The following is a 26,235-nucleotide window of genomic DNA, read 5'->3' as shown; positions in this document are numbered from 1 at the left end:
GCCTCAGAACAGGAAGTAGCGCTGCGCCAGCGGCAGCACGGTGGCTGGCTCGCAGACCAGCAGCGTGCCGTCGGCGCGCACCTCGTAGGTCTCCGGATCGACCTCGATCGCGGGCGTGGCGTCGTTCAGCACCATCGACCGCTTGCCGATCCCGCCGCGCGTGTTCGAGACCGCGACGAGCGGACGGGCGAGCCCGAGCGCCGATCCGATCCCGGCATCGAGCGCGGCCTGCGAGACGAATGTCACGGCCGAGAGCGTCATCGATCGGCCAAAGCCGCCGAACATTGGGCGGTAGTGTATCGGCTGGGGCGTCGGGATCGAGGCGTTGGGATCGCCCATCGGCGCCATTGCGATCGTGCCGCACTTGATCACCAGATCGGGCTTCGCGCCGAAGAACGCCGGATGCCAGAGCACAAGATCGGCGAGCTTGCCGACTTCGATGCTGCCGACCTGCGCCGCCACCCCCTGCGCGATGGCCGGATTGATCGTGTACTTGGCGATGTAGCGGCGGCAGCGGAGATTGTCGTTGTCGCCGGTCTCCTCCGGCAGACGCCCGCGCTGGAGCTTCATCTTGTGTGCGGTCTGCCAGGTGCGCGTGATCACCTCGCCGACCCGGCCCATCGCCTGGCTGTCGGAGGCCATGATCGAGATCGCGCCGAGATCGTGCAGGATATCCTCAGCCGCGATCGTCTCCTGGCGGATCCGGCTCTCGGCGAACGCCACGTCCTCGGGGATGCGCGCGTCGAGATGATGGCAGACCATGAGCATGTCGAGATGCTCGTCCACGGTGTTCACTGTGTAGGGCATCGAGGGATTGGTGGAGGACGGCAGCACGTTCGCCTGACCGACCATCTTCAGGATGTCCGGGGCATGGCCACCGCCCGCGCCCTCGGTGTGGAAGGCGTGGATCGTGCGTCCGCGGATCGCCGCAATCGTGCTCTCGACGAAACCGGACTCGTTCAGCGTGTCGGTATGGATCGCGACCTGCACGTCGAACGCGTCGGCGACGCCCAGGCAGGTGTCGATTGCTTTCGGCGTCGTGCCCCAGTCCTCGTGCAGCTTCAGCCCGCAGGCCCCTGCGACGATCTGCTCCTCGAGCGCGCCAGGCAGGGCGGCATTGCCCTTGCCGAGCACGCCGAGATTCATCGGGAACGCCTCGGCCGCCTGGAGCATGCGCGCGATGTGGAATGCGCCTGGCGTGCAGGTGGTGGCGAGCGTGCCATGCGCCGGGCCTGTGCCACCGCCGAACATTGTGGTGATGCCGGAGGCAAGCGCCTCCTCGATCTGCTGCGGGCAGATGAAGTGGATATGCGCATCGATCCCTCCGGCGGTGAGGATCTTGCCTTCAGCCCCGATGATCTCAGTTCCCGCCCCGATCACGATGTCCACACCCGGCTGGGTGTCCGGATTGCCGGCCTTGCCGATCGCGGCGATGCGGCCGTCGCGCAGCCCGACATCCGCCTTTACCACACCGCAGTGATCGAGGATCAGCGCGTTGGTGATCACCGTGTCCATCGCGCCGGCGGCACGCGTGACCTGGCTCTGGCCCATGCCGTCGCGGATCACCTTGCCGCCGCCGAACTTCACCTCCTCGCCATAGCTGGTAAGGTCGCGCTCCACCTCGATGAACAGTTCGGTGTCGGCCAGCCGCACCCGGTCGCCGGTGGTCGGGCCGTACATCCCGGCGTAGGCCGAGCGTGAGAGGCGCGCCGGCATCGTCAGACCCTCCCCTCGGTCTCACCGCGGAAGCCGTGCACGATCCGGCCGCCGGCCAACGCGATCAGCCGCACCGCGCGGGTCTGCCCCGGCTCGAACCGCACGGCCGTTCCGGCGGGAATATCGAGCCGCCGCCCGCGTGCGGCCGTGCGGTCGAAGGCGAGGGCGGGGTTCGCCTCGGCGAAGTGGTAGTGGCTCCCGACCTGCACCGGTCGGTCGCCGGTGTTCGCGACCTCGATCGTGATCGCCTCGCGATCGGCGTTCAGCACGATCTCGCCCGCAGCGGGAATGATCTCGCCTGGGATCATCGGATCGGCCGGTGCACGGTGACGAGCTTGGTACCGTCGGGAAACGTCGCCTCCACCTGGATCTCATGGATCATCTCGGCAACCCCCTCCATCACCTGCGTGCGCGTCAGCACGGAGGCGCCGTCGCGCATCAGCTCGGCGACGCTGTGGCCGTCGCGCGCGCCCTCGACCACGTGGTCGCTGATCAGCGCGACCGCCTCGGGATGGTTGAGCTTCACGCCGCGCTCGAGCCGACGCCGCGCGACCATCGCGGCCATCGCGATCAGAAGCTTGTCCTTCTCGCGCGGGGTCAGGTGCACTTGGGTTCAACAGCTCCAGAGCCGCGGCAGGCGCGGGGGCAGGCCAAAGGCAGTGCTGCGGATGCGCGTGATCGCGGCGGCGACCCCGTCGCGCACGGCGCGACCGCAGCCGAGCCAGCGCGCAAGCGCGAGGCCGGGGCGAGCGATGGTCGCCGCGATCCCGGCCTCGCGCAGCGCGGCGACAACCTTGGCCGGGTCGTCGCACGCAACCAGCAGCGTGCCGAGCGACTCAGCGCCGGCGAACGCGAAGGGCGAAGCGAACCGGGCGTCGAGATCCCCATCAAGCACCAGCGCATCCATCCACAGCAGCCGGTCTGAGCACGCGACGTGCCAGCGTTCGCTGAGGCGCCCGCGGCGGTACCGCTCACCGCGCGCGTTGCGTCCGAACACCAGGATTTCGGCCGCCAGCAGTCGTGCGCCGGGCGCGAGCGCCATCGTGAGCCGCCGGTCGAGCCGTGCGCCGTCGAACAGGATGGTCTCCTGCGGCAGCCATTCCAGCAGTGCCCCGGCGGCGACCTCCAGCCGCGTCGTGACCCGAGCGTCGGGGCCGAGCGAGCGATAGACCTTCTCGGCAGCGGCCGTGGTGACCGTCGCTGATCCCGCCGCAACCCCGATCTCCTGCGCGATCGCATCGCCGCCGGTGAGCCCGCCCGCGGTGTTCACCAGCGTCGCGAGCGGCGGCTCGCCCGGTTCCCTGTCGGGAAACAGGGCGCGCATCGGTGCGCGCTGGTCGAGCCGGACGAGACGTTCGGCGTCGAACCCGACCGCGACGTGTCCGTCGTTGCGCTGGTGGCGGACGGGTGACTCGGGATTGGACATCGACTTCCCGTCATGCACGCGCCGTACCGTGCTGGCACGTGGGACGGAGCGCCGGCTGAGCAGCGAAAGCGCAGCATCACGGGCAGGTTGCCTATCCCTTGGGCATGCCGGCGCGGTCGGAAGGCCGGAGGGTGGTCCCGGGAGAGGCTTGCGCGATGCCGTCGGCGCTGCTGGTCTCGCGCTCCCGGTACAGCAAGGACATTCATCCGCCGTGACCCACCACGACACGACTCAGCACGCCCTGGTCGACAGGTTCCTGTCTCTGCCGGCCGCGGCCATGCCGCGCTTCACCGGCGACGGGACGCTGCTGTGCCTCTGCGATGCCCCGGGTTCCGCGCAGGTGTTCGCGCTCGCCGCGGACGGCACGGCGCGCTCGCGGACCCAGCATCGCGACGCGGTCACCACTCTTGCCGGCGGTCGCGGCGGCTGGGCAGTGTTCGCACGCGACCAGGGCGGGGACGAGCGGCATCAGCTCTACCTGCTGCCCGAAACGGGCGAGCCGCGTGCGCTCACGAGCGATCCGCGCACCATCCATGGCTGGGGCGCGATCAGCCCGGACGGCACGCGCATCGCCTACACCGCGAACAGCCGCGATCCCGCGCACACCGATGCCTGGGTGATGGACCTCGCCTCGGAGGCGGCGCGCTGCGTGCTCGAGGTCGAGGGCCCGCACGAGCTGCCATGCTGGCACCCGGACGGGCGCGCGATCGTGGTGATGACCGCGCCGCGCAGCTACGAGAGCACGCTCTATCTGGTCGAGGTGGAGACGGGCGACATCACACCGCTCACGCCGCATGAGGGCGACTGGCGGCACCTCTCGCCGCACTGGCGCCGCGACGGCCGCGCGTTCTGGCTGCTGACCGATCGCGACCGCGAGTTCCTCGGCGTGGCGACGACGGAACCTGGCGGGGCGCCCCGCTTTCTCTATGCGCCCGAGTGGGATGTCGAGAAGCTGGAGGTCTCGCCCGACCAGACGCGGCTCGCCGTGGTGGTGAACGAGGGCGGATACTGCCGGCTGCGCGTGCTCGACGCAGAGACCGGTGCGGTCGTCGCTGAACCCGAGCATCCCCGCGGCGCGATCACCGCGCTCTCCTGGTCGCCGGACGGCGGGTCGGTCGCGTTCGATCTCGCCACGCCGACCAGCCCCTCGGCGATCTGGCTCGCGCGCGTGGCCGACGGGACCGCACGCTGCCTCTATCGCGCGGCCGAGCCGCCGGCGGTCGCGCGGCCCTATGACCTCCGCGAGGCGCCGAGCTTCGACGGACGGATGGTGCCGTTCTTCCTCGCCCTGCCCGAGGGGAAGGCGCCGGGCTCGGGCTGGCCGGTCCTGGTCTGGGTGCATGGCGGCCCCGCCAACCAGGCACTGCCGAACTGGCGTCCGGACCTTCAGGCGGTGCTGGCAGCGGGCATCGCGGTGGCGATCCCGAACGTGCGCGGATCGAGCGGCTATGGCCGCAGCTATGCGGCGCTCGATGATCGCGAGAAGCGGCTCGACAGCGTGGCCGACCTGGCCGCGGTCCGGCAGTACCTCGCGACCCAACCCGTGCTGGATCCCGATCGTGTCGCCGTGATGGGGCAGAGCTACGGCGGCTGGATGGTGCTCGCGGCGATGACGGAGTATCCGCATCTCTGGGCCGCCGGGGTGGAGTTCTACGGCATCGCGCGCTGGAAGACGTTCTTCGAGCGCACCGGCCCCTGGCGGGTCGGGCACCGCGCGGCGGAGTACGGCGACCCGGTCTCGGATGCCGAGCTGCTGGAGCGCCTGTCGCCGATCCATCGCGTGGACCGGATCGCAGCCCCCTTGCTGGTGGCGCAGGGCTTGACCGATCCGCGCGTGCCGCCCTTCGAGAGCGAGCAGATCGTCGCCGCGCTGAAGGCGCGCGGTGTGCCGGTGCGCTACGTCACCTTCCCCGATGAGGGGCACGGCTTCACCAAGCGCGACAACCGTCGGGTGATCTACGCCGAGGTGGTCGCGTTCCTCGCCAGGCACCTGCTCGGCGAGGGGCGATGACGGCGCGTCAGGTCGCGCGCAGGAAGGCGATGTCCTTCAGCCGGTCGCTGCTGATCCGGTAGCCGGCGACGCCCCCGCCGGCGCGGATGAAGCGGAGCACGTGCTGGCTCACCCATCCCGGCCGGCCGGTTTTGCCGTGGAACGTATCGGCGGCGAGGGGAGTCAGCGGCAGCTCCGCCTCGGCGTGGTAGGCGGGGCCGAAGCGGACGACGAGCGAGCCGTTGCGCATGAATACCGTGTGCTCGGTTGCAAGCGCGGGACAGACATAGCGCCCGGTGTAGGCGGCCCGCTCGGCGTCCGACAGCGCGGGCGGAGCCGCCGGCCGATAGACGCCACGCTGCCCGCCGAAATCGACATGCAGCCGCGGCCCGCCCGGCACCGGCTCGACACGGATCGTGGTGTCGAAGTTCGCCCAACCGTCCAGGAACACGCCGTTGCCTTGCGGCGCGAGCGACAGCGAGAAGCCGAGCTTGTCGACGGTGAGGCCGGTCCCGTTCCGGGTCAGCGTCAGCGGTTCGCCGGAGACGCTGTCGACGAAGGTGCCGCTCAGGGCGTCGAGCGTTGCCGCATCGAGCCCGGTGTCGGGAGCGGGCGGCGCCGGGACCGACTCGCCAAGGGTGAGTTCCAGGAGCCGCCGCAGCCGCGCATACGGATCGGCATCGTCCCGGTTCGACAGCAGCACGAAGCCGAGATCGCGCTCGGGAACGCGCGCAAAGTTCGCCTTGTAGCCGGGCAGGCTGCCGCCGTGCACCCATACGGTCAGACCCCGCCAGGTGCGGATGCCGAGGCCCAGCCCGTAGTTCGTCTTCGTGCCGTCGGCGAGGCTGGCGCGCTCGGTCATCGCCGTGATCGACACGCCGTTCACCGCGCCGTCGCGCAGCGCGAGGTTCCAGCGGATCAGGTCGTCGAGATCGCTGACCAGTCCGCCGGCACCGGAGATGCCGAAGGCCCAGGCACCGCGCCGCCAGGTGCCCGCATCCTTGATGTAGGGGTTGGCGAGCTGATCGGTCACCGTCTCGGGATCGTCGCGGATCAGCGTGCGCGTCATGCCGAGCGGCGCAAAGATCAGGTCGTCGAGCGCCTCGGCAAAGGGCTTGCCGACGATGCGCGCGATCGCGAGGGCGCAAAGGTTGAACTGGATGTTGGTGTAGACGCAGCGCTCGCCGGCCGGATAGCTCGGCTCGCTCTGCGCCAGCGCGAGGTCAATCAGGTCAGCCTCGCAGCGCGGATAGCGGTACCAGACGCCGCGCAGCTTCATCATCTCCATCGCATCGCGCAGCCCGGCGGTCATGCCGGCGAGCCGGCGCAGCGTGATCGGCCCCGGCACGGCGAGTTCCGGGATGATCGCGCGCACATCGGCGTCGAGATCGAGCCGCCGCTGATGCGCGAGCATCGCCAGAGCGGCCCCGACGAAGGTCTTGGTCACGGAGGCGATGTGGAAGCGGGTCGTCAGCGCGTTCGCGACCCCGTGCTCGAGCGAGGCAAGGCCGAAGGCGCGGCACGCCACCACCCGGTCGCCGTGCAGCACCGCGGCCTCGCCGCCCGGCTCGTCGGGTGCCCAGTCGGAGAAGAGCGTGGCGAGCGCGGCATCGAAGTCGGTCATCGGGGCATCCTGGGTGTTGAGGGCGGCGGAGCCTATCCCTTCACCGCGCCGGCGGTAAGCCCGGCGACGATGCGGCGCTGGAACACCAGCACGAGCACGATCAGCGGCACGGTGACGGTGACGGAGGCGGCCATGATCCGCCCCCATGGCACCTCGAAGGCACTCGCGCCGCTGATCAGCGCGATCGCTACCGGCACGGTGCGCCGGTCGTCGGTCAGCGTGAACGTCAGGGCGAACAGGAACTCGTTCCAGGCGGCGATGAAAGCGAGCAGACCCGTCGTCACCATCGCAGGGGCGAGCAGCGGCAGGAACACGCGCGTCAGCACCGTCCAGGACGACGCGCCGTCGATCATCGCCGCCTCCTCGAGCTCCACGGGCAGCGCGCGCATGAAGGTGGTCAGCACCCAGACGGTGAAGGGCAGGGTGAAGATCAGGTAGCTGAAGGTGAGCGCAGGCAGCGTGTTGTAGAGCCCGAGCCAGCGCACGAGCTCGAACAGCCCGGACAGCACGGCGACCTGCGGGAACATCGACACGCCGAGCACGGTGACCAGCAGCAGCGCGCGGCCGCGGAAATCGACGCGCCCGAGCGCATGCGCTGCACTGAGCCCGAGCGCCAGCGACAGCAGCACCGTACTGGTCGCGACGATGATCGAGTTGAGGATGTTCAGGCCGAATGGCTGCTCGCGGAACACCTCGACGTAGTTGTCCCAGCGCGGATCAGCGGGGATCAGCGCGGTGTCGAAGATCGCGCTGCCGGACTTGAGCGAGGTGCTGATGGCCCAGACGAACGGGAACAGCGTGTAGAGCAGGATCACGGCAGCGATCGCATAGAGCGCGGCCTGGCCGATCCGTCTGCGCGCGCGCCGGCTCATCGCGCCGCCGGTGGCGCGGTGAGGCGCCCGAGCGTGATGAACAGCGCGGTGGCGAGCGCGATGACGGCGAACAGCAGGGTCGAGGCGGCCGAGCCGTAGCCCGCGTCCTGGAAGTCCACCATGTGCTGGCGCGCATAGACCGCCATGGTCGCAGTCGCGCTCGCGTTGCCGACCATCACGTAGATCAGGTCGAAGATGCGCAGCGCATCGAGGCTGCGGAAGATGACCGCGACCAGCAGCGCCGGACGGATCACCGGCAGCGTCACGACCATGAAGCGGCGGATCGGGCCGGCGCCGTCCACCTGTGCTGCCTCGTGCAGCTCGACCGGCACCGTCTGGAGTGCGGCGAGCAGCAGCAGCACCATGAACGGTGTCGTCTTCCACACATCGACGGCGATCACCGAGGCCATCGCCAGCGTGCGGTCGGCAAGCCAAGCCCGGGGGACGTCGATCACGCCGAGCGCGAGCAGCACCTCGTTGATGACGCCATACTGGTCATGCAGCATCCAGGCCCAGAGCTGCGCCGAAACGACCGTCGGGATCGCCCAGGGTACCAGCACGGCCGCGCGCAGCAGGCCGCGGCCACGGATCTGCGCATCCAGCACCAGCGCGATGCCGAGCCCGAGCGCGGTCTCGAGCGCGACCGAGACGGTCGCGAACACCAGCGTGTTGCGGACCGCGCGCCACCAGTCGGGGTCCCCCATCAGGAAGGCGTAGTTCTCGATGCCGACGAAACCGTGCGCGCCGCCGGCGAGCGAGGCGTCGGTGAAGGAGAGCCAGATCGTGCGCGCGAGCGGCCAGCCCGCGACGATCAGCAGCGCGGCCAGCAGCGGCAGCAGGAACCAGCCGGCATCCCGTCGCCGCTGCGCCGCGACCGAGCGCCTCACCAACGATCGCCGCGGCGCAACCGTGTCAGCGTGCGCTCGAGCCGGGCAAGGGCAGGGCCGGCTTGCGCGTCACCGGACAGCACCGCGTGCACGGCGTTGTAGAACGCCGCCGAGACCTGGTTGTAGCGCGCGCCGGTGGCATCCGACGGGCGCGCGACCGCGGCCATGAACACCTCGCGCAGCTCGCCGAAGAACGGGTTGGCGGCGATCACCTCGGCATCCTCGTAGAGCGGGGCGAGCGTGGGGTTGAACCCTCCCCTGATCGCGCGCCGTTTCTGCTCCGCGGCCGAGGTGAGAAAGCGGACGAGATCGACCGCCGCCTCCAGGCGCGTCGAGTAGCGCGAGACCGCCAGCATCTCGCCGCCAAGCCCAGCGGTGTGCCGCCCGCCCTCCGCCTTCGGCAGCACCGCGACGCCGACCTTGCCGCGCACCGGGCTGTCCTCGGCGTTCGCGAGCGGCCAAGCATAGGGCCAGTTGCGCATGAACACCGCATCGCCGGTCTGGAAGACGCCACGCGCCTCCTCCTCGCCATAGGTGAGCACGCCGCGCGGCGCGATCGTTCCGATCCAGCCGGCCGCGCGCGTCAGCGCCGCCGCCGCGCGCGGGTTGTCGACCGTGATCCGCCCGTCCGGCTCGACGATCCGGCCGCCGTCATGGCTGTCGAGCCACTCCAGCGCATTCACGGTCAGCCCCTCATAGGCGCGCGCCTGGAACACGAAGCCCCACATGCGCGCGCGTCCCGCCGCACGCTCGGCCTGCATGATCGTGCGCGCGGTTTCCTCCAGCTCGGCCCACGTGGTCGGGACGGGGCGACCGTGCTGTTCCAGCAGGTCGCGGCGGTAGTAGAGCAGGCCGGCATTGGTGAACCACGGCATCGCGACCAGCCGTCCGCTCACCGTATTGTTCGACACGAGCGCGGGGAAGTGCGCGCCGATGGTCGCGCGGTCGATGTGCTCGGACAGATCGACCAGGTGCTCGGCCAGCATGCCGGGCCACACCACGTCCACCTGGAACACGTCGATGTCGCCGGAGCGCGCGGCGAGCAGCTGCTGGAACAGCGCGAGCCGGTCGGTCGCGCTCGGCGGGGTCGAGACCAGCGACACCGCGTTGCCGGTGCGCGCTGCCCAGGCCTCCGCCCCCTCGCGGCAGAGCTCGGCCTCGATCCCGACCGAGCCGCAGGCAATGGTGACGGTGGTGCGCGCCTCCGCCGTGCCGCAGGCAAGCACGGCCAGAGTGGCCGCGAGCAGGCGTGTCCTCATCCTTCGGTCCTCCCGCGGCCGATCATAGCCGCGGAGGCCAACGGCGGAACCACCAGCGCATCACGGACCCGTGCGTCAGGTCATTCCGCAGCGTTCACGATGCCCTCGAGGATCGGGCCGAGCGCGAAGGAGTTCACCTCGCGGATCGGCTGGACCGAGGTATCGGCGCGGTGCACCACGACCAGATCGAGCGAGGGAACGACGAACATCACGTGCCCGCCGACCCCGCGCGCGGCGTAGGCGTCCGCCGGCAGGATCACGTTCGGATACATCACGCCGTGTCGGCACACCCACCACATGTAGCCGTAGGCGCCCTCGTGGCCGGCCTCGCTCACCGGCTGGACGCTGTTGCGCACCCAACGCGCCGGCACGATCGGAAGGTCGTGCCAACGCCCCCGGCGCAGCCAGAGCAGGCCGAACCGGGCAAGGTCGCGCGCGGTCATGGTGAAGGGATAGGCGCGGTGCGCGGTCTCGGCAAAGCCGACATGGCCGGCATCGGGCGGATCGGCGGCGAGGGAGAAGTCCTCCATCTCCAGCGGCGCGGCAATCAGGCGCGCGAAGGCCTGCGGAATCGTCTCGCCGATGCACTGTTCGTAGATCGTGCCGAGCGCATTGAAGTCCCAGTTGTTGTACGTCCAGCGCGTGGCGGGCGCATGCAGGTGGCGCGGCGGCTTGATCCGGCGCATGCGCGCACTCTCGTAGCCCGTCGGGTGCATGATGCCCGAGCGTGCGGTCAGCAGGTCGTACACGGTCGCGGTGCGTTCGATCGCGGAGAGCCGCTCGTGGTCGTCGATGCCGAGGCTCTCCAGCGTCGCGGAGAGATCGACCCGCCCCTCCTCGACCGCGATGCCGATCAGCGCGCAGAGCAGGCTCTTGCGGATCGAGTGGCAGGGCAGCTTGCGCGCGGGGTCACCGAGGCTCGCGACGATCCGTCCTCCGCGCACCACCAGCACGGCGGCGCTGCCCGCAGCCTCGGCGCGCGCGAGCGCCCGGCCGAGCGAAGCTGCATCGAAGCCCGCCGCCGCCGAATCCGGCCATGCGTCCCAGGTGGTGCCCGGCCAGGCGGTATCACTGATCGCGTCCATCCTCCCTCCATCGGCGCCGCGCACAGGAAAGACTTGCGGCGGGGCACGAAGCTGTGCCGCAATCCGCGCGCGGGCGCCAGACCGGGGCGCCCAGTCCCTGGATGGCGGAGGCACAACATGCGCAGAGCGCGAACGATCCTGCTGGCCGCATCGGCCGCGGTTGCCGTGTCATGCGCGACGGCGGAGGCGCAGACGCGCACGCCGCGCGACGCCCTGGTGATGGCCTGGAACATCGACGCGATCCTGACGATGGACCCGGCCCAGATCGGCGAGGTCGTCACCGACGAGATCGTCAACAATGTCTGCGACCAGCTCATCGCCTTCGAGCCTGACGATTCCAACAAACTCCTGCCGGGCCTTGCCGAGCGCTGGGACATCAGCGAGGACGGCAGGACCTACACGTTCCATCTTCGCCGCGGGCTGAAGCATCCTTCGGGCAATCCGGTCACGGCCGAGGACGCCGCCTGGAGCATCCGACGGGTGATGTGGCTCGGCTTCGGCAATGCCGCCACGCTCGGGCAATGGGGCCTCGCGGCCGACACAATCGAGCAGCAGGTGCGGGCGGTGGACGAGCACACCTTGCAGGTGACCGTGCCCGAGGCCTGGCCGCCCTCGCTGTTCCTCTCGGTCTTCGCGGGACGGCAGGGCATCGTGCTCGACCGCAAGGCGATCGAGCCGCATTTCGGTACGCGCACCGACGGCAAGCCCGATCACGGCAATACCTGGCTGCGCACCAATCTCGCCTGCGTTGGTCCGTACAGGCTCGCCCGCTGGACGGCCTCCGACACGGTGATCCTGGAGCGGAATCCGGGCCATTGGCGGGGCGAGGCGCCGATGCGGCGCATCATCATCCGCCACATTCCCGAGAGTGCCGCGCAGCGGCTTCTGCTCGAACGCGGTGATATCGACATCGCGCGCGACCTCAATGGCGAGGACAGCGCCGGCGTGGACGCGCACGCCAATCTGCGGCTGCTGTCGGCGCTGCGCCAGCAGCTCTGGTACATCACCGCGAACATGGACGATCCGATCGCCGGCAATGCCGATGTTCGGATGGCGCTGCGCTGGCTGATCGACTATCGCGGGCTCGAGCGCACGGTGATGCGCTATGCCGGCCGCGCCTGGAACAGTTTCGCCCCGCAAGGCGCGTTCGGTGCGCTGCCGCCGGAGGAGGGCGTGCCCTTCGCGCTCGATCTCGACAAGGCGCGCGCGCATCTGGCGAAGGCGGGGCATCCGAACGGGTTCACGATCCGGATGATCCACGGCTCGGGCTTCCCCTATCCGGACCTCGTCCAGCACCTTCAGGGCAATGCAGCCAAGGTCGGCATCCGGATCGAGCTGGAACAGATGGCGTATTCGCAGGTGATCAGCCGGACGCGGGACAGGAACTTCGCGCTCGCGATCTCGGCGTGGACGCCGGGCTACGAGGACGCGGATGCGAACGCGATCCGCCACATCTACAACCCCGATCCGCGGCCCGAGGCGAAGCAGACGATGTATCTGTCCTGGCGGGCCGGGTACTACGACCCCGCGATGAACGAGACGGTCATGGCTGCCCGCCGTGAGCGCGACCCGGAGCAGCGCATCCTGATGTATCACGCGCTGCAGCGCCGCTTCATGCAGGAGGGTCCGTTCATCTACGCGTTCCAGCAGGTCCGCCTGTTGGCGGCCGGCCCGGCGCTGAAGGACATCAAGCAGAGCGCGCGGCGGGTTGCCTACACCACGGCGGTGAAGTAGGCCGGCGCCGGCAGCACGGGCGCCGCAGCCGACGCTTGCGGCGCCCGCGAAGCTGTGCCGCAATCAGCCGCAAGGCGCCGGGAGACCGCGCCAGGGATGTGACCGGAGAGACGGAGACCGAACATGCGAGCCGGCAGGACTGGCCTTCTCGCCGCAACGGCGGCGTTTGCGTTTGCGTGGGGTACAGCGGAGGCGCAGACGCGCACGCCGCGCGATGCGCTGGTGATGGCCTGGAACATCGATGCGATCCTGACCATGGACCCCGCCCAGATCGGCGAGGTGGTCACCGACGAGATCGTCAACAACACCTGCGACCCGATGATCTTCCAGAATGTCGACGACGCGGCGAAGCTCGAGCCCGGGCTGGCTGAACGGTGGGAGGTAAGCGAAGACGGCAAGACCTACACGTTTCATCTCCGCCGCGGCCTGACGCACCCGTCCGGCAATCCAGTCACGGCGCAGGATGCCGCCTGGAGCATCCAGCGGGTGCTGCATCTCGGCTTCGGCAACGCCGCGCAGTACACGCAGTGGGGCCTGTCGAAGGAGAGGGCTGACGAGCAGGTCCGCGCGGTCGATGAGCATACGTTGCAGGTGACGGTGCCGGAGCCCTGGCCACCCAGTCTCTTCCTGTATGTGTTCACCGGTCGGCAGGGCTTCATCCTCGACCGCAAGACGATCGAGCCGCATGTCGGTACACGCGCCGATGGCGCTTCCGACTACGGCAATGCCTGGCTGAAGACCAACACGGCCTGCATCGGCCCCTATCGGCTGACGCGCTGGACCGCTTCGGACACCGTGATTCTCGAGCGGAACCAGAACTACTGGCGCGGCGAGGTGCCGCTCCGGCGCGTGATCATCCGCCATGTCGCCGAAAGTGCCGCGCAGCGGCTGCAGCTCGAGCGGGGTGACATCGACATCGCGCGCGACCTCAACGCCGAGGACCTTGCGGCGGTGGACGCCAACCCGAACCTGAAGCTGAACGCAGCCTTGCGGCACCAGCTCTACTACATCGGCGCCAACATGGATCACCCGATCCTGGGCAACGACGATGTGCGCATGGCGATGCGCTACCTGGTGGACTACCAGGGGCTGGAGCGGACGGTGATGCGCTACTCCGGTCGGGCCTGGAACAGCTTCGCGCCGCAGGGCGCGTTCGGCGCGCTGCCGCCGGAGCGCGGGCTCGCGTACCGGCTCGACCTCGACAAGGCGCGCGAGCATCTCGCCAAGGCCGGCCATCCGAACGGCTTCACCGTGAAGCTGATGCACGGCACGGCGTTCCCGTCACCGGACATCGCCCAGCACTTCCAGGCCAACGCGGCGAAAGTCGGGATCCGCGTCGAGATCGAGCAGATGGCCTCGGGCCAGCTCTTCTCGCGCATGCGCGACCGCAACTTCGAGCTCGCCTTCCTCGCCTGGTCGCCCGGCTATCCGGACGCCGACGCGAATGCGTCGCGCCACGTCTTCAACCCGGACAACCGGGCCGAGGCGCGGCAGGGCATGTTCCTCTCCTGGCGTGCCAGCTTCTACCGCCAATGGTTCAACGAGGCGGTCCAGCGCGCCCGGCTGATCCGCGACGAGGAGGAGCGCAAGCTGCTGTACTACGAGATCCAGGAGCGGTTCATGCGCGAGGGGCCGTTCATGTACAACTTCCAGCAGGTCCGCCAGCTCGCGATGCGCAACGAGGTGCGCGAGTTCAAGCACCACGCCTTCAAGGTGTACTACACGACCGCCCGCAAGTAGCGCGGCGGACGGATCGCCGTGGCAGCAGGCGGCACGGCCGTCGCGTCGCGCGGGACGGGGGCAGCCGGTCGGGAGCGCACCGACCGGCTGCGCCGCCTCGGCCGCGAGGCGCTCCGGCAGGCGAGCGCGGTCGGCATCTCGCTGTTCGGGCTGCTCGCCATCACCTTCTTCATCGGCCGGATGCTGCCGCTCGATCCGGTGATCGCGGTGATCGGCGACGATGCACCGCAATCCACCTACGACATGGTGTACCGCGAGCTCGGGCTTGACCGGCCGCTCTGGGAGCAGTTCGCGATCTATGTCGGCAAGGTGCTCCGGGGTGATTTCGGCGTCGCGCTGAATACTGCAAATCGTGTCGCCGACGACCTTGTGCGTGTTTTCCCCGCGACCGTCGAGCTCGCCACGGTCTCGATCATCATCGGCGTAGGCCTCGGCATTCCGTTCGGGGTAATCGCGGCGGTGCATCGCGGCAAGATGATCGATCACATCGTCCGCGTGGTTGGGCTGATCGGCTACTCGGCGCCGAACTTCTGGCTTGGACTGATGGGGCTGGTGGTGTTCTACGCCATGCTCGGCTGGGTCGGCGGGCCGGGCCGCGTGAGCGTGTTCTACATCGACATGATCGAGCCGCGCACCGGCTTCCTGCTCATCGACTCGCTGATCGAGAACGAGCCGGACGTGTTCTGGAGCGCGGTCGAGCACATCATCCTGCCGGCCTCCATCCTGGGCTACTCCTCGACCGCCTATATCGCGCGCATGACACGGAGCTTCATGCTCGAACAGTTGAGCCAGGAATACGTGATCACCGCCCGCGTGAAGGGCCTGTCGCGCGCGCGTGTGGTGTGGCGCCATGCCTTCCCCAACATCATGGTGCAGCTCGTCACCGTCATCGCGCTCGCCTATGCCTTCCTGCTCGAAGGCGCGGTGCTGACCGAGACGGTGTTCGCCTGGCCTGGGTTCGGCCGCTACCTGACGCTCGGGCTGCTGGCCGGCGACATGAATGTCGTGCTCGCCTGCACCCTGATCGTCGGGGTCACCTTCATCGTGCTGAACCTGATCTCCGACATCCTCTACCGCCTGCTCGATCCGAGGACGCGATGACGGCCGAGGCCCGCACCGACGCCCCGCCGAACGGCGGCTTGCGCGCCTGGCTGCTCGCCGAGACGGTCACCAGCCCTGGCCAGGCGCGCGCGCAGAAGCTCTATCTCGGCTGGCGCCGCTTCTCCTCGAACCCGCTTGCGCTGATCGGCTTCGGCATCGTCGTGACGTTGATCCTGCTCGCGATCTTCGCTCCGCTGGTTGCGACCCACGATCCGTTCGCGCAGAGCCTCGACCGCCGGCTGCTCGCACCGTCGGGCGCGCATTGGCTCGGCACCGACGAGCTCGGCCGCGACATCTGGAGCCGGATCGCCTACGGCGCGCGCATCACCCTGATGATCGTGCTGCTGGTCGCGCTGATCGCCGCTCCGCTGGGCCTGCTGATCGGCACGGTCGCGGGATATCTCGGCGGCTGGGTCGATGTCGCGCTGATGCGCCTCGTCGACGTCTTCCTCTCCTTTCCGGGCCTGATCCTCGCACTTGCCTTCGTCGCGGCGCTGGGCTCGGGGCTGGAGAACGCGATCATCGCCATCGCGCTCACCGCCTGGCCGCCGATCGCGCGCCTTGCGCGCGCCGAGACGCTGACCGTGCGGCGGGCCGACTACATCGCCGCGGTGCGGCTCGCCGGCGCGTCCGACCTGCGCATCATCATCCGCCACATCATGCCGATCTGCATCCCCTCGGTGATCATCCGCATCACGCTGAACATGGCCGGCATCATCCTGACCGCGGCAGGACTTGGCTTCCTCGGCCTCGGCGCGCAGCCGCCCTCGCCGGAATGGGGAGCGATGCTGTCCACGGGACGCGCCTACATGCTCGGCAGCTGGTGGCTCGCCGCGATGCCGGGCATCGCCATCCTGATCGTCTCGCTCGGCTTCAACCTGCTCGGCGATGCGCTGCGCGACGTGCTCGACCCGCGCGCGTGATGAGCGAGACCATCCTCACGGTGGACGGCCTCTCCGTCAGCTTCCCCTCACCGCAGGGCACGGTGCACGCCGTGCGCGGCATCAGCTTCACGGTCGGGCGCGAGAAGGTCGGCATCGTCGGCGAGTCCGGCTCGGGCAAGAGCATGACCGGCCGCGCGATCCTCAAGCTCACGCCTCCCTCCGCGCAGGTCTCGGCGCGCGTGCTGCGGTTCCGCGACATCGACCTTGCGGCCGCTGACGAGCGCGCGATGCGCGGCATCCGAGGCGACCGGATCGGCATGATCCTCCAGGACCCGAAATTCGCGCTCAACCCGGTGCAGACGGTCGGCCGTCAGATCGCCGAGGCGTTCCGTATCCATCGCAGCGCGAGCGGAGCGGAGGCAAGGGAACGCACGCTGGCGATGCTGGAGGCGGTGAGGATCCGCAACCCGCGCCGCGTGTTCGACCTCTATCCGCATGAGGTCTCGGGCGGGATGGGCCAGCGGATCATGATCGCGATGATGTTGATCCCTGAGCCCGACCTGCTGATCGCCGACGAGCCGACCAGCGCGCTGGATGTCACAGTGCGGCTGTCGGTGCTGCGCATCCTCGACGAACTGGTGAGCGAGCGCGGCCTCGGCCTGATCTTCATCAGCCACGACCTCAACCTGGTCGCGACCTTCTGCGACCGCGTGCTGATCATGTATGCCGGCCGCATTGTCGAGAGCCTGCCGGCGGTCGAACTGCACCGCGCGCAGCACCCCTACACGCGCGGCCTGCTCGACAGCCTGCCGCGCATCAACGACCGCCGCGAGCGCCTGCCGGTGCTGACGCGCGATCCGGCATGGCTGACCGCATGAGCACGCCGTTCATCGCCGTGCGCGATCTGCGCGTCAGCTTCGGTCGCGGCGCGAACCTGATCCACGCGGTGGACGGCGTCGCGTTCGAGGTCGGGGAGGGCGAGGTGTTCGGCCTGGTCGGTGAGTCCGGCTGCGGCAAGTCGACCATCCTGCGCGCGATCTCGGGGCTGAACACGGAGTGGACCGGAACTGCGACCATTGGCGGGCGGCCCGTGCTGCGCACCCGCGACACGGCGATGGCGCGCATCGTGCAGATGGTGTTCCAGGATCCCTACGGCTCGCTCCATCCCAAGCACACGGTCGAGACCGCGCTGATGGAGCCGGTGCGCATCCACGGGCTCGACGACGGCGTGCGCCGGATCGACCGGGTGCTGACCGAGGTCGGGCTCTCGCCGGCGTTCCGCTACCGCTATCCGCACCAGCTCTCGGGCGGGCAGCGCCAGCGCGTGGCGATCGCCCGTGCCCTGATCCTCGAGCCGCGGGTGCTGCTGCTCGACGAGCCGACGAGCGCGCTTGATGTCTCCGTGCAGGCGGAGATCCTGAACCTCCTCTCCGACATCAAGCGGATGGAGAACCTGACCTATATCCTGGTCAGCCACGATTTCGGCGTGATCGCGCATATGTGCGACCGGGTGGCGGTGATGAACCACGGCGTGATCCTGGAGGAACTGACGGTCGAGGACCTGACGCAGGGCCGCATGCGGCACGACTACACGCGCGAGCTCTACGAGGCCTCCGCCGGCTATTCGCGCCGGCTTGAGACGCGCGCCGACGAGGCCGACGTCGCAGCTTAGTGCGCGCGTCAAGCGTTCGATTTGAAGCTGGCCTGGCGGTGAGCGCGGTTGTGCACGCTGGCCCGGAGGACGCTGACGCGCCAGCGTGCGAGGGCGATGACGGCCTGGCTGTGGCGCTCTCCCTCGCGCCGCTTGCGGGGCGTCGAAGGGGCGGCTGTCGCTGTGGGCGAGGGAGCAGAAGGCGGACTTGAAGAGGACGCGCTTGAGCCCCCTGTTGCCGCCGCTGGGTCTGCGGATGAAGCGCGTGCGGCCGGACTGCCTGAGGACCGGAGCGGTGCCGGCGGCGGCGAGGGCACGCTCCGCTGGACCCTCGGGCTTGGGCAGGCCGCCGGCGGCCCGGAGATGGCGGATCAGACGCCTGCGATCCCGGATGAGGGTCTGGACCGGCTGCTGTTCGGCGCCGACCCGCGTGCGCACCGGCCGAGTGCGGTCCCGATCCCGGCTCCGCCCGGTGATCGGTCGGAGGATACGCTCAGTCGCGCCTGCAAACGTGCATGAGGCTGTCGCCGGCGCGAGTGCAGGGTGAAGGCACACGGGCGCTGGTATTGCCATTTGGCATTACGTCTTCTATATCAAGCCATATGACAAACACCCCGCGCACGCTGAGCCGGATCGACACCGACGCGCCGCCGTTCTCACCCGAGCCGATCAGCGACGAGGCGGCGGCGGCGATGTTCCGCGCCTCGCTCACGCTGTTCCGGCTCTGGGGCGTGACGGACGAGCAGGCCGCCACCTTGCTCGACCTGCCGCGGCGCAGCTTCGCGCGCTGGAAGGCGGAGGGGCCGGGCCGCATGGGCCGCGACGGCAAGGCGCGGCTCTCCAACCTGATGGGCATCCACAAGGCGCTGCGCATCATCTTCCGCGACCCCGCGCGGGGCTATGCCTGGATCAAGGCGCCTAACGATGCCTTCGCCGGCCGCTCGGCGCTCGAGGTCATGCTGGGCGGGGAACTGACCGACCTGATGCGGGTGCGCCGTTACCTGGACGCCGAGCGTGGCCTCTGGTGATTGATCCGTCGCGCATCCCGCAGCGTCGCGTGCGCTGGCGCGGCGCGCGTCGGATCATTCGGTCGATCCATCCGCCGATCGACTTGTTCGAGGACATCGCCGACCCCGCCGACTGGCCGCTCCTGCTCGCCGCCGAGCAGAAGACCAATCCGCGGCTGATGGAGTCGCTCGGCGCGCTCGACTTGGTGCCGCCCAGCCGGCGCGTCGGCGGCCCCGGCGCGAGCTGGCTGATGGCGCCGTTCACGCATGTCAGCACCGACCGGCCGAGCCGGTTCACGGACGGGACCTACGGCGTGCTCTATCTCGCCCGGCGCTTCGGGACGGCGCTGCTGGAGACCATGCACCACCACGCGCGCTTCATGGCGCGCACGCACGAACCGCCCGGCTGGACGTCGCAGTTCCGCGAGCTGGTGCTGGAGCTCGATGCCGGGCTGCACGACCTGCGCGGCGGGGATGCCGGGGTCGCGCCGGCGCTCGACCCAGACGACTACGGGCCGGCGCAGGCGCTCGGCCGTGCGCTGCGCACGGGCGGGTCGGACGGCGTGGTCTATCCGAGCGTGCGTGAGCCGGGCGGGGAGTGCGCCGGGCTGTTCTACCCGGACGTCGTTCGCAACCCTGTGCAGGGCCGGCATCTTGACTACCACTGGGACGGGACGCGGGTGGACCTCTACCGCGACGCGGGCTCGGGCGAGGTGTTCCGTGTGGCGGTGGGGCGGTGAGCGGATCAGGAGTCTCCTGTGCGAGCGGGCGATCACGCCGGCCGGCGGCGGAGCCGGCCCGTCATCTTCAGGCCATCGCGCATGGTGAGGCCGAGCAGCGTGATGTTCGCCGCGCCGGCCGCGAGCTCGAGCGCCTGCACCGCATAGAAGACAGTGTCGAACTCGCTCGCCCTCGCCTTGGAGGCGAGGAACAGGGCAGCGGGAATGAGGACGAGGACTCCGTTGGCGGCGATGAACGGCATGCGCCTGAGCTTCATACCGATCAGCCCGGCTCGGCGCCCCTTCGCCAGCATGACGCCCGCGCCTCCGGCCGCCATCAGCGCCGGCACCAGCAGGAGGAATCCCCATGGTATGGCCGTCTTGACGGCCGCAACCGTCGCTTCGGACGCAAGCAGCGCGCTGGCGGCCGTCGAGAGCCAGAACGTCGCGATCGTGACCAGCGCGAGTGCACCGGCGACCGGATGGATGATCCTGATCATGGCGTCCTGCCGTTGCTAACCGGGCGCCTCGGCTACGCGACGCAGATGCCGGGCACCGCGACCTTCTGGAACAGGTGCGGGGACGCGACGGCGGAGGACGGATAGGTCGAGAGCTTCGCCGCGAACTCCGCATGCGTGAAGGCTGCGCGGAAGGCCATGGTCGATTCCCAGACCGCGTCGTTGAGATAGGTTGGGCTTTCGCCGATCGCGCGGTGGAACTGGGTGGAGATGAAACCCGGCTGCCGCTTCATGAACAGAGCATCGTCCTGCCAGGCCTGGAGGAAACGCTGCTCGTCCGCGGCGTCGAGCGTGAAGACGTTCACCAGCACGACAGGGGAGGCATCGATCGCGAGCTGGCGTTCGATCGGGAAGACAGGGTCCAGGGGGCGCAGCAGGGACACGACAGTCTCCGTTCGGTATGGTGATATCATGTCAATCTGACATGGTCATCACATACTAACTTGACAGCCTGCTGTCAATAACGTTCCATGGTGACCAATGCAGGAGACCAAGCGAACCACGGCCGGAGCCGCCGTGACGGATCTCATTCTGGATTTGTTCCGGCTCAACAGCCGCGTGCTGGCCGCGGGTGACCGGCTGGTGGCCGGCCTCGGCCTGACGAGCGCCCGCTGGCAGATCCTCGGCACGATCGTCGCTGCGGATCGCCCGCAGCCGGTCGCGTGGCTCGCGCGCGATCTGGGCACCAGTCGCCAGAACGTGCAGCGCATCATCAACGATCTGGCGAAGGATGGGCTCGTCGCCTTCGCGACCAACCCGCACCATCGACGGGCGCCGCTCGTCGTGCTGACGGAGAAGGGGAAGCAGACCTATGAGGCCGCCATGCGACTACAGGCGCCTTGGGTCAACAGGATCGCGGAGGGGCTGCGGGTCGAGGACATCGAGACGACACGACGCGTCATGACGGCGCTGCGCCGGGAGCTGGAAGGCGACATGGGCAGCGAAGCGCAAGCCTGACGGCTGCGGTTCGGCGGCGGTGGTCAGCGCGGCAAGCGGTGCAGGGGACATCCGGCGCCGCGCGGCGGGCGGGAGCGGGAACATCCGGTCCGCAGAACTCGTTCCGGCACGATGCCCGAAACCTGCGGTCGGGGGCAGAAGGTGGCTCCCCGAGCTGGACTCGAACCAGCGACACGCGGATTAACAGTCCGCTGCTCTACCAACTGAGCTATCGGGGACCAGGGTCCGGCGGCGTCATAGATCAGGCCTCCGGCCCACGCAAGCGCGGCTGGAGGCCCGGGCCGGAATCGAACCGACGTACGGGGATTTGCAGTCCCCTGCATGGCCACTCTGCCACCGGGCCGGACGCAGTCGAGGCACGGTCCATAGGGTGCGGGCACAGGCGGGTCAAGCTTGTGGCCGGACGGGACGGATGCCACGTGAACGGCGCCGGACACGACCGCCACGGCCGATCAGGGTGGGTCCTTGGGGTACGCGGTCATCCCCGGCGGCAGCGCGACCCAAGCATGCCGGCGGCAGTCGTAGATGGACACCTGCGGCGGGGGGAAGTCCGGGTCGGCGAAGGCGCCGACGGCCACGCTGACCGACGCGTGCTCGTGGCCCTCCTCGGTGTGGAACACGGTCGTCCCGCAGACGGGGCAGAACCGGAACCTGAATCGCGCGCCCTGGTCGCCGGCGCGGACGTACTCGGTTGCCGTGCCGGTCACTGTGTAGGGGGCAGCGAAGCTGGCGAGTGCCGCAAACACGCTGCCGGTGCGGCGCTGGCAGGCGAGGCAGTGGCAGATGCCGACCCCGCGCGGCTCGCCGCGGACCTCGATCCGCAGTTGGCCGCAGGAACAGGAGGCTGTTCGGGACCGCATCGGGCTCCTCGCCGTGATGGTGTCGCGCGCCGCCCGCCCGGACGCTGGCATCCCGTTCCGGAGACGCCGCCGGACCGCGCACCTTGTTGCGGCGCACCGGCGCACCCTATAACCCGCCCCGCACCAACGGGAGTCGCCCATGGACTTCGCCCGGGCCCGACTGAACATGGTCGAGGGCCAGATCCGTCCCAACAAGGTGACGGACCCCCGCATCGTCGCCGCCATGCTCGACCTGCCACGCGAGCGCTTCCTGCCGCCGGACCGCCAGGCCTTCGCCTATCTCGACGAGGACATCCCGGTCGCGCCCGGCCGGGCGCTGCTTGAGCCGATGGTGCTCGCGCGTCTCGTCCAGGCGGCGGAGCTTCGCGAGAGCAGCCGCGTGCTGGTGGTCGCCGCCGGTGCGGGCTATGGCGCGGCCCTGTGCGGCCGGCTCGCCAGCTCGGTGATCGCACTCGAGGCGCCGGGCGAGCCGGCGGAGCGGCTGCGCGCCACCCTTGCCGCCGTCGGCGCGACGAGCGTGCGTGTGGTCGGCGGGCCGGTCGCGGACGGCTGGGCTGCCGAGGCGCCCTATGACGTGATCCTGATCGAGGGCGCGGTCGAGACCATCCCGGAGCCGATCCCCGGTCAGCTCGTCGAGGGCGGGCGGCTGGTCACCGTCGAGGCGTCGGGCCGGCCGGGCGTGCTCGGGGTGGCGGTGCGGCTGGTGCGGGTTGCCGGCACGACCACGCGGCTGCCGCTGTTCGACGCCGGCACGCCGGTGCTGCCCGAGTTCCGCCGCAGGCGCGGCTTCGTGTTCTGAGCCGTGGCGGCCGAGGCGGTCGAGATCGACGTCGCGACTCTCGCCGCCTGGCGCGCGGCGCGGCGTCCACATGTCGTGCTGGACGTGCGCGAGCCCTGGGAGACCGCCCTCGCTCCGTTCCCCGACGCGCTCGCGGTACCGATGCGCGCGGTGCCGGGCCGGCTCGCGGATCTTCCACGGGACGTGCCACTGGTGGTTCTCTGCCATCATGGCAGCCGGAGTCTGCGCGTGACATATTGGCTCCGGGCGCAGGGGGCGGCCGACGCCGTGAACCTGCGCGGCGGGATCGATGCGTGGTCGTCGGAGATCGATGCCTCGGTGCCGGTCTATTGACGGCTGCCTATTGACGCCGGTCGGGGCGGTCCTGCACGGATCGTTCACCTGTCCATGCCAAACGGGAGAGCGGTGCAGACGATGCGCGAGCGGAGAATGGCTGGGGTCGTCCCGAGGGTCGGACGGGCATTCGGACGGGCATGGGGGTGGCTGGCGGGCGCGGCAGTGCTCGCCGGGCTTGCCGCGGCGCCGGTTTCGGCCCAGCCGTTGCAGGACGCGCTGGCGGCGGCCTATGCCAACAACCCCACGCTCCAGGCCGCGCGGGCGCGTCTGCGCGCGACCGACGAGAACGTGCCCCAGGCGCTGTCCGGCTGGCGGCCGACGGTCACGCTCCAGGGCCGCGCGGGCTATGCCGACGGCACGACCACCAACACGCGCGCCGGCACGCGCGCCGACACCGAGCGCAACCTGCTCGCCGGCAGCGCGACGCTGGTCCAGCCACTCTATCGCGGTGGCCGCACCGTGGCGCAGACCCGCAGGGCCGAAAGCCAGGTGATGGCCGAGCGCGCGAACCTGATCGCCACCGAGCAGCAGGTGCTGCTCGACACCATCACCGCCTATGTGAACGTGATCCAGAACCAGGAGGTGCTGCGTCTCGCGGCCAACAACGTCCGCGTGCTCGAACGCCAGCTCCAGGCCGCGCGCGACCGGTTCCGGGTCGGCGAGATCACCCGTACCGATGTCGCCCAGGCCGAGGCGCGGCTCGAACGGGCGCGCTCGGGCCGCGCGGATGCCGAAGGGCAGTTGCAGAACAGCCGCGCGGCGTATGCGCGCCTCGTAGGCGAGGCGCCGCGTGCGCTCGTGCCGCCGCCGCCGATCCGCCCCGTTGCCGCCTCCGCCGACGAGGCGGCGCGGCTCGCCGAGGCGAACAGCCCGAACGTGCTGCGCGCAGTCTTCGACGAGCAGGCCGCGCTCTCGAACGTGGATGTCGTATTCGGAGAGCTGCTGCCGAGCCTGAACCTCGAGGCGAGCACGTTCCGCAACGACAACACCTCGCAGCCCGGCACGCGTGCGACCGGCAGCCAGATCGTCGCAGCACTCTCGGTGCCGCTGTACCAGGGCGGTCAGGAGCATGCGCGGGTGCGCCAGGCCAAGCAGGAGGCGCAGCGCGCGCGCGAGGTGCTGGCCGAGGCGCAGCGCGCCGCCATCGAGAATGCGCGCCGCGCCTGGGAGACCCTGACCGCGAGCCGTGCCCAGATCGGCGCGCTCCAGGCACAGGTGCGCGCCAACGAGATCGCGCTCGACGGCGTGCAGCGCGAGGCGCTGGTCGGCAGCCGCACCACGCTCGACGTGCTGAACGCAGAGCAGGAGCTGCTCGATGCGCGCGTGGCGCTGGTGCGCGCGACTCGCGACCTGGTGATCGCGTCCTATGCGCTCGCCTCGACTGCAGGGCGGCTCACCGCGCGCGACCTCAACCTGCCGGTGCCGATCTACGACCCGCTGGACCACTACGGCTCGGTGCGGAACCGCCTGTTCGGGACCGGGATCCCGGCGCCCCGCTGAGCCGAGGAGGACCCTATGGCCGAGCCCCCCAAGACCCCGCCGGGTGCCCCTGACCCATCGATGGAGGACATCCTCGCCTCGATCCGGCGCATTCTCGACGACGAGGCGCCAGCTGCCGCCGCGGAGGCGGGCGGCGATGACGTGATGGACCTGACCGAGACGATGCTTGCGGCAGACGACCAGCCGCCCAGGCCGGTAGCGCCACCCGAGTCCGCGCCAGCGCCCGCCGCGGCCCCGCCGCCTGCGCCGCCGGCCTTCGAGGCGTCGCCGGCCGCACCGGTCCCCGCCGCACCGGGCACTGACTCCGCGCTGATCGGCGCAGCCGCTGCCGGTGCCGCCGGCGCTTCGCTGGCCGCGCTGCGCGCCGCCACGGGCGCTGCCGCCGCTGTCCCGCCGCGGCCCGAGACGCTGGTCGGCTATGCCAACCTCACGCTCGAGCAGATGGTGCGCGAGGAGATCCGCCCGCTGCTCCGGTCGTGGCTGGACGAGAACCTGCCGCCGCTGGTCGAGCGGCTGGTGAAGGCGGAGCTCGACCGCATCGCGCGCGGGTAGATCGGCGCGGGGCAGGGTTTCGCCATGCCGGCTTGACGCGCAGGCGCGCCGCGCGGCCCAATCCCGGCCCCTCGCAGGAGACGCCGTGGACACCGCCGCACCGCCCGCCATGCTCGACAAGACGCTGCCCCACACCGAGATCGAGGCGCGTCACTATGCGCGCTGGGAACGCTCGGGTCTGTTCTCGGCCCGGCCGGAGAGCAACGCGCGGCCCTACTGCATCGTCATCCCGCCGCCGAACGTCACCGGCTCGCTGCACATGGGCCATGCGCTCAACAACACGCTGCAGGACGTGCTGATCCGCTGGCGGCGGATGTCGGGCGACGATGCGCTGTGGATGCCCGGCACCGACCATGCCGGCATCGCCACCCAGATGGTGGTCGAGCGGATGCTCGCCGAGCAGGGCATCAAGCGCCAGGACCTCGGCCGCGACGCGTTCATCCGCCGCGTCTGGGACTGGAAGGAGCAGTCGGGCAGGACGATCACGGCGCAGCTCCGCCGCCTCGGCGCCTCGCTCGACTGGCCGCGCGAGCGCTTCACCATGGACGAGGGGCTTTCCCGCGCGGTCACGGAGGTGTTCGTCAGCCTCTACCGCCAGGGGCTGATCTACCGCGCCAAGCGGTTGGTGAACTGGGACCCGAAGTTCCACTCGGCGATCTCCGACCTCGAGGTCGAGAACCGCGAGGTGAAGGGGCATCTCTGGCACATCCGCTATCCGATCGAGGGCGAGCCGGACCGCTTCATTGTTGTCGCCACCACGCGGCCCGAGACCATGCTGGGCGACACCGGCGTCGCCGTGCATCCCGAGGACGCGCGCTTCCGCGACCTCGTGGGGAAGCACGCGATCCTGCCGCTGGTCGGGCGGCGCCTGCCGATCGTCGCCGACGAGTACTCCGACCCGGCCAAGGGCTCGGGGGCGGTGAAGATCACACCGGCGCACGACTTCAACGATTTCGAGGTGGGACGGCGGCACGACCTCGCGGTGGTCAACATCTTCGACCGCGACGCGAAGCTGCTC

The 26,235-nt window shown here is 70.0% G+C and carries 27 protein-coding genes and 2 tRNA genes; 15 read left to right on the top strand and 14 right to left on the bottom strand.

The features are described 5' to 3' along the window. Positions 1-3: 3 nt before the first annotated feature. The 4 genes from ureC to ACTIFU_RS04065 are packed head-to-tail and all read right to left on the bottom strand — an operon-like array spanning position 4 to position 3,142. On the bottom strand, positions 4-1,716 hold the full coding sequence (gene ureC, locus ACTIFU_RS04080) for an urease subunit alpha (protein ID WP_439577014.1): 1,713 nt from the start codon (positions 1,714-1,716) through the stop codon (positions 4-6). Between the two features lie 2 nt (positions 1,717-1,718). After that, on the bottom strand, positions 1,719-2,024 hold the full coding sequence (locus ACTIFU_RS04075; RefSeq protein WP_439577013.1) for an urease subunit beta: 306 nt from the start codon (positions 2,022-2,024) through the stop codon (positions 1,719-1,721). Further along, positions 2,021-2,323, bottom strand: a complete 303-nt coding sequence (locus ACTIFU_RS04070) for an urease subunit gamma (protein ID WP_439577012.1) — start codon at positions 2,321-2,323, stop codon at positions 2,021-2,023. Before ACTIFU_RS04070 ends, ACTIFU_RS04075 begins: the two co-directional genes overlap by 4 nt. Positions 2,324-2,329: 6 nt before the next feature. Continuing rightward, positions 2,330-3,142, bottom strand: a complete 813-nt coding sequence (locus tag ACTIFU_RS04065; protein ID WP_439577011.1) for an urease accessory protein UreD — start codon at positions 3,140-3,142, stop codon at positions 2,330-2,332. A 211-nt stretch (positions 3,143-3,353) separates the two neighbouring features. Here ACTIFU_RS04065 and ACTIFU_RS04060 point away from each other — a divergent pair, with 211 nt between their 5' ends. Beyond that, entirely contained in the window at positions 3,354-5,153 is a 1,800-nt protein-coding gene (locus tag ACTIFU_RS04060) for an LpqB family beta-propeller domain-containing protein (RefSeq protein ID WP_439577010.1), read from the top strand. Positions 5,154-5,160: 7 nt separating this feature from the next. Here the strand turns inward: ACTIFU_RS04060 and ACTIFU_RS04055 are convergent, their stop codons facing one another. The 5 genes from ACTIFU_RS04055 to ACTIFU_RS04035 form a co-directional block, all read right to left on the bottom strand. Then, positions 5,161-6,756 carry a serine hydrolase domain-containing protein gene (locus ACTIFU_RS04055; RefSeq protein WP_439577009.1) on the bottom strand — a complete coding sequence of 532 codons (1,596 nt, stop codon included), beginning with the start codon at positions 6,754-6,756 and terminating at the stop codon, positions 5,161-5,163. 32 nt (positions 6,757-6,788) lie between these two features. Next, positions 6,789-7,628, bottom strand: coding sequence for a carbohydrate ABC transporter permease (locus ACTIFU_RS04050; RefSeq protein WP_439577008.1), 840 nt, complete (start codon positions 7,626-7,628; stop codon positions 6,789-6,791). Further along, positions 7,625-8,515: a carbohydrate ABC transporter permease gene (locus ACTIFU_RS04045; protein WP_439577007.1), complete on the bottom strand. Its 891-nt coding sequence runs from the start codon at positions 8,513-8,515 to the stop codon at positions 7,625-7,627. Before ACTIFU_RS04045 ends, ACTIFU_RS04050 begins: the two co-directional genes overlap by 4 nt. Next, positions 8,512-9,774 carry an ABC transporter substrate-binding protein gene (locus tag ACTIFU_RS04040; protein WP_439577006.1) on the bottom strand — a complete coding sequence of 421 codons (1,263 nt, stop codon included), beginning with the start codon at positions 9,772-9,774 and terminating at the stop codon, positions 8,512-8,514. Before ACTIFU_RS04040 ends, ACTIFU_RS04045 begins: the two co-directional genes overlap by 4 nt. 80 nt (positions 9,775-9,854) lie before the next feature. Beyond that, positions 9,855-10,859 carry a serine hydrolase domain-containing protein gene (locus ACTIFU_RS04035; RefSeq protein WP_439577005.1) on the bottom strand — a complete coding sequence of 335 codons (1,005 nt, stop codon included), beginning with the start codon at positions 10,857-10,859 and terminating at the stop codon, positions 9,855-9,857. Positions 10,860-10,976: 117 nt separating this feature from the next. On the opposite strand from ACTIFU_RS04035, the gene ACTIFU_RS04030 reads away from it, so the two are divergent. The 8 genes from ACTIFU_RS04030 to ACTIFU_RS03995 all read left to right on the top strand — a co-directional run bounded on the left by ACTIFU_RS04030 (position 10,977) and on the right by ACTIFU_RS03995 (position 19,716). Next, entirely contained in the window at positions 10,977-12,593 is a 1,617-nt protein-coding gene (locus ACTIFU_RS04030) for an ABC transporter substrate-binding protein (RefSeq protein WP_439577004.1), read from the top strand. Positions 12,594-12,716: 123 nt separating this feature from the next. Continuing rightward, a complete protein-coding gene (locus ACTIFU_RS04025) occupies positions 12,717-14,333 on the top strand; it encodes an ABC transporter substrate-binding protein (protein ID WP_439577003.1) in 1,617 nt (538 codons plus the stop codon). 18 nt (positions 14,334-14,351) lie between these two features. Continuing rightward, entirely contained in the window at positions 14,352-15,434 is a 1,083-nt protein-coding gene (locus tag ACTIFU_RS04020) for an ABC transporter permease (RefSeq protein WP_439577002.1), read from the top strand. After that, entirely contained in the window at positions 15,431-16,357 is a 927-nt protein-coding gene (locus tag ACTIFU_RS04015; RefSeq protein ID WP_439577001.1) for an ABC transporter permease, read from the top strand. The genes ACTIFU_RS04020 and ACTIFU_RS04015 overlap by 4 nt, the downstream gene beginning before the upstream one ends. Continuing rightward, positions 16,357-17,196 carry an ABC transporter ATP-binding protein gene (locus tag ACTIFU_RS04010; protein WP_439577000.1) on the top strand — a complete coding sequence of 280 codons (840 nt, stop codon included), beginning with the start codon at positions 16,357-16,359 and terminating at the stop codon, positions 17,194-17,196. Before ACTIFU_RS04015 ends, ACTIFU_RS04010 begins: the two co-directional genes overlap by 1 nt. Further along, positions 17,193-17,990, top strand: coding sequence for an ABC transporter ATP-binding protein (locus tag ACTIFU_RS04005; protein ID WP_439576999.1), 798 nt, complete (start codon positions 17,193-17,195; stop codon positions 17,988-17,990). Before ACTIFU_RS04010 ends, ACTIFU_RS04005 begins: the two co-directional genes overlap by 4 nt. Before the next feature lie 581 nt (positions 17,991-18,571). Then, positions 18,572-18,997 carry an MbcA/ParS/Xre antitoxin family protein gene (locus tag ACTIFU_RS04000; protein WP_439576998.1) on the top strand — a complete coding sequence of 142 codons (426 nt, stop codon included), beginning with the start codon at positions 18,572-18,574 and terminating at the stop codon, positions 18,995-18,997. Continuing rightward, a complete protein-coding gene (locus ACTIFU_RS03995; protein ID WP_439576997.1) occupies positions 18,994-19,716 on the top strand; it encodes an RES family NAD+ phosphorylase in 723 nt (240 codons plus the stop codon). Before ACTIFU_RS04000 ends, ACTIFU_RS03995 begins: the two co-directional genes overlap by 4 nt. Positions 19,717-19,748: 32 nt before the next feature. On the opposite strand, the gene ACTIFU_RS03990 is transcribed toward ACTIFU_RS03995, so the two are convergent. Together ACTIFU_RS03990 and ACTIFU_RS03985 are read right to left on the bottom strand one after the other, a co-directional pair. Then, complete coding sequence (locus ACTIFU_RS03990) at positions 19,749-20,195, bottom strand: hypothetical protein (RefSeq protein ID WP_439576996.1); 447 nt, start codon at positions 20,193-20,195, stop codon at positions 19,749-19,751. Between the two features lie 32 nt (positions 20,196-20,227). After that, the gene (locus ACTIFU_RS03985; protein WP_439576995.1) at positions 20,228-20,596 is read right to left on the bottom strand and encodes an antibiotic biosynthesis monooxygenase family protein; all 369 of its coding nucleotides are present in this window, start codon (positions 20,594-20,596) and stop codon (positions 20,228-20,230) included. A gap of 97 nt (positions 20,597-20,693) precedes the next feature. Between ACTIFU_RS03985 and ACTIFU_RS03980 the strand changes: the two genes are divergently transcribed. Further along, complete coding sequence (locus tag ACTIFU_RS03980) at positions 20,694-21,170, top strand: MarR family winged helix-turn-helix transcriptional regulator (protein ID WP_439576994.1); 477 nt, start codon at positions 20,694-20,696, stop codon at positions 21,168-21,170. 142 nt (positions 21,171-21,312) lie between these two features. Here ACTIFU_RS03980 and ACTIFU_RS03975 read toward each other — a convergent pair. The 3 genes from ACTIFU_RS03975 to ACTIFU_RS03965 all read right to left on the bottom strand — a co-directional run bounded on the left by ACTIFU_RS03975 (position 21,313) and on the right by ACTIFU_RS03965 (position 22,030). Beyond that, positions 21,313-21,388 (bottom strand) — tRNA-Asn (locus ACTIFU_RS03975). Between the two features lie 51 nt (positions 21,389-21,439). Continuing rightward, positions 21,440-21,513 (bottom strand) — tRNA-Cys (locus ACTIFU_RS03970). A gap of 109 nt (positions 21,514-21,622) precedes the next feature. Then, the gene (locus ACTIFU_RS03965) at positions 21,623-22,030 is read right to left on the bottom strand and encodes a GFA family protein (protein ID WP_439576993.1); all 408 of its coding nucleotides are present in this window, start codon (positions 22,028-22,030) and stop codon (positions 21,623-21,625) included. 139 nt (positions 22,031-22,169) lie between these two features. Between ACTIFU_RS03965 and ACTIFU_RS03960 the strand changes: the two genes are divergently transcribed. From ACTIFU_RS03960 to ACTIFU_RS03940, 5 genes are all read left to right on the top strand, one after another. After that, the gene (locus ACTIFU_RS03960) at positions 22,170-22,829 is read left to right on the top strand and encodes a protein-L-isoaspartate O-methyltransferase family protein (protein WP_439576992.1); all 660 of its coding nucleotides are present in this window, start codon (positions 22,170-22,172) and stop codon (positions 22,827-22,829) included. Positions 22,830-22,832: 3 nt separating this feature from the next. Beyond that, positions 22,833-23,162: a rhodanese-like domain-containing protein gene (locus tag ACTIFU_RS03955; RefSeq protein WP_439576991.1), complete on the top strand. Its 330-nt coding sequence runs from the start codon at positions 22,833-22,835 to the stop codon at positions 23,160-23,162. 96 nt (positions 23,163-23,258) lie between these two features. Further along, on the top strand, positions 23,259-24,665 hold the full coding sequence (locus ACTIFU_RS03950) for a TolC family outer membrane protein (RefSeq protein ID WP_439576990.1): 1,407 nt from the start codon (positions 23,259-23,261) through the stop codon (positions 24,663-24,665). Between the two features lie 15 nt (positions 24,666-24,680). Then, entirely contained in the window at positions 24,681-25,217 is a 537-nt protein-coding gene (locus tag ACTIFU_RS03945) for a DUF2497 domain-containing protein (RefSeq protein ID WP_439576989.1), read from the top strand. Between the two features lie 109 nt (positions 25,218-25,326). Continuing rightward, on the top strand, positions 25,327-26,235 hold a 909-nt coding region (locus ACTIFU_RS03940), incomplete at its 3' end, for a class I tRNA ligase family protein (RefSeq protein ID WP_439577045.1).

The sequence above is a fragment of the Elioraea sp. genome (genome assembly GCF_051860475.1).
Classification (GTDB): Bacteria; Pseudomonadota; Alphaproteobacteria; order Acetobacterales; family Acetobacteraceae; genus Elioraea.
This window is presented reverse-complemented; position numbering and strand designations above follow the sequence as displayed.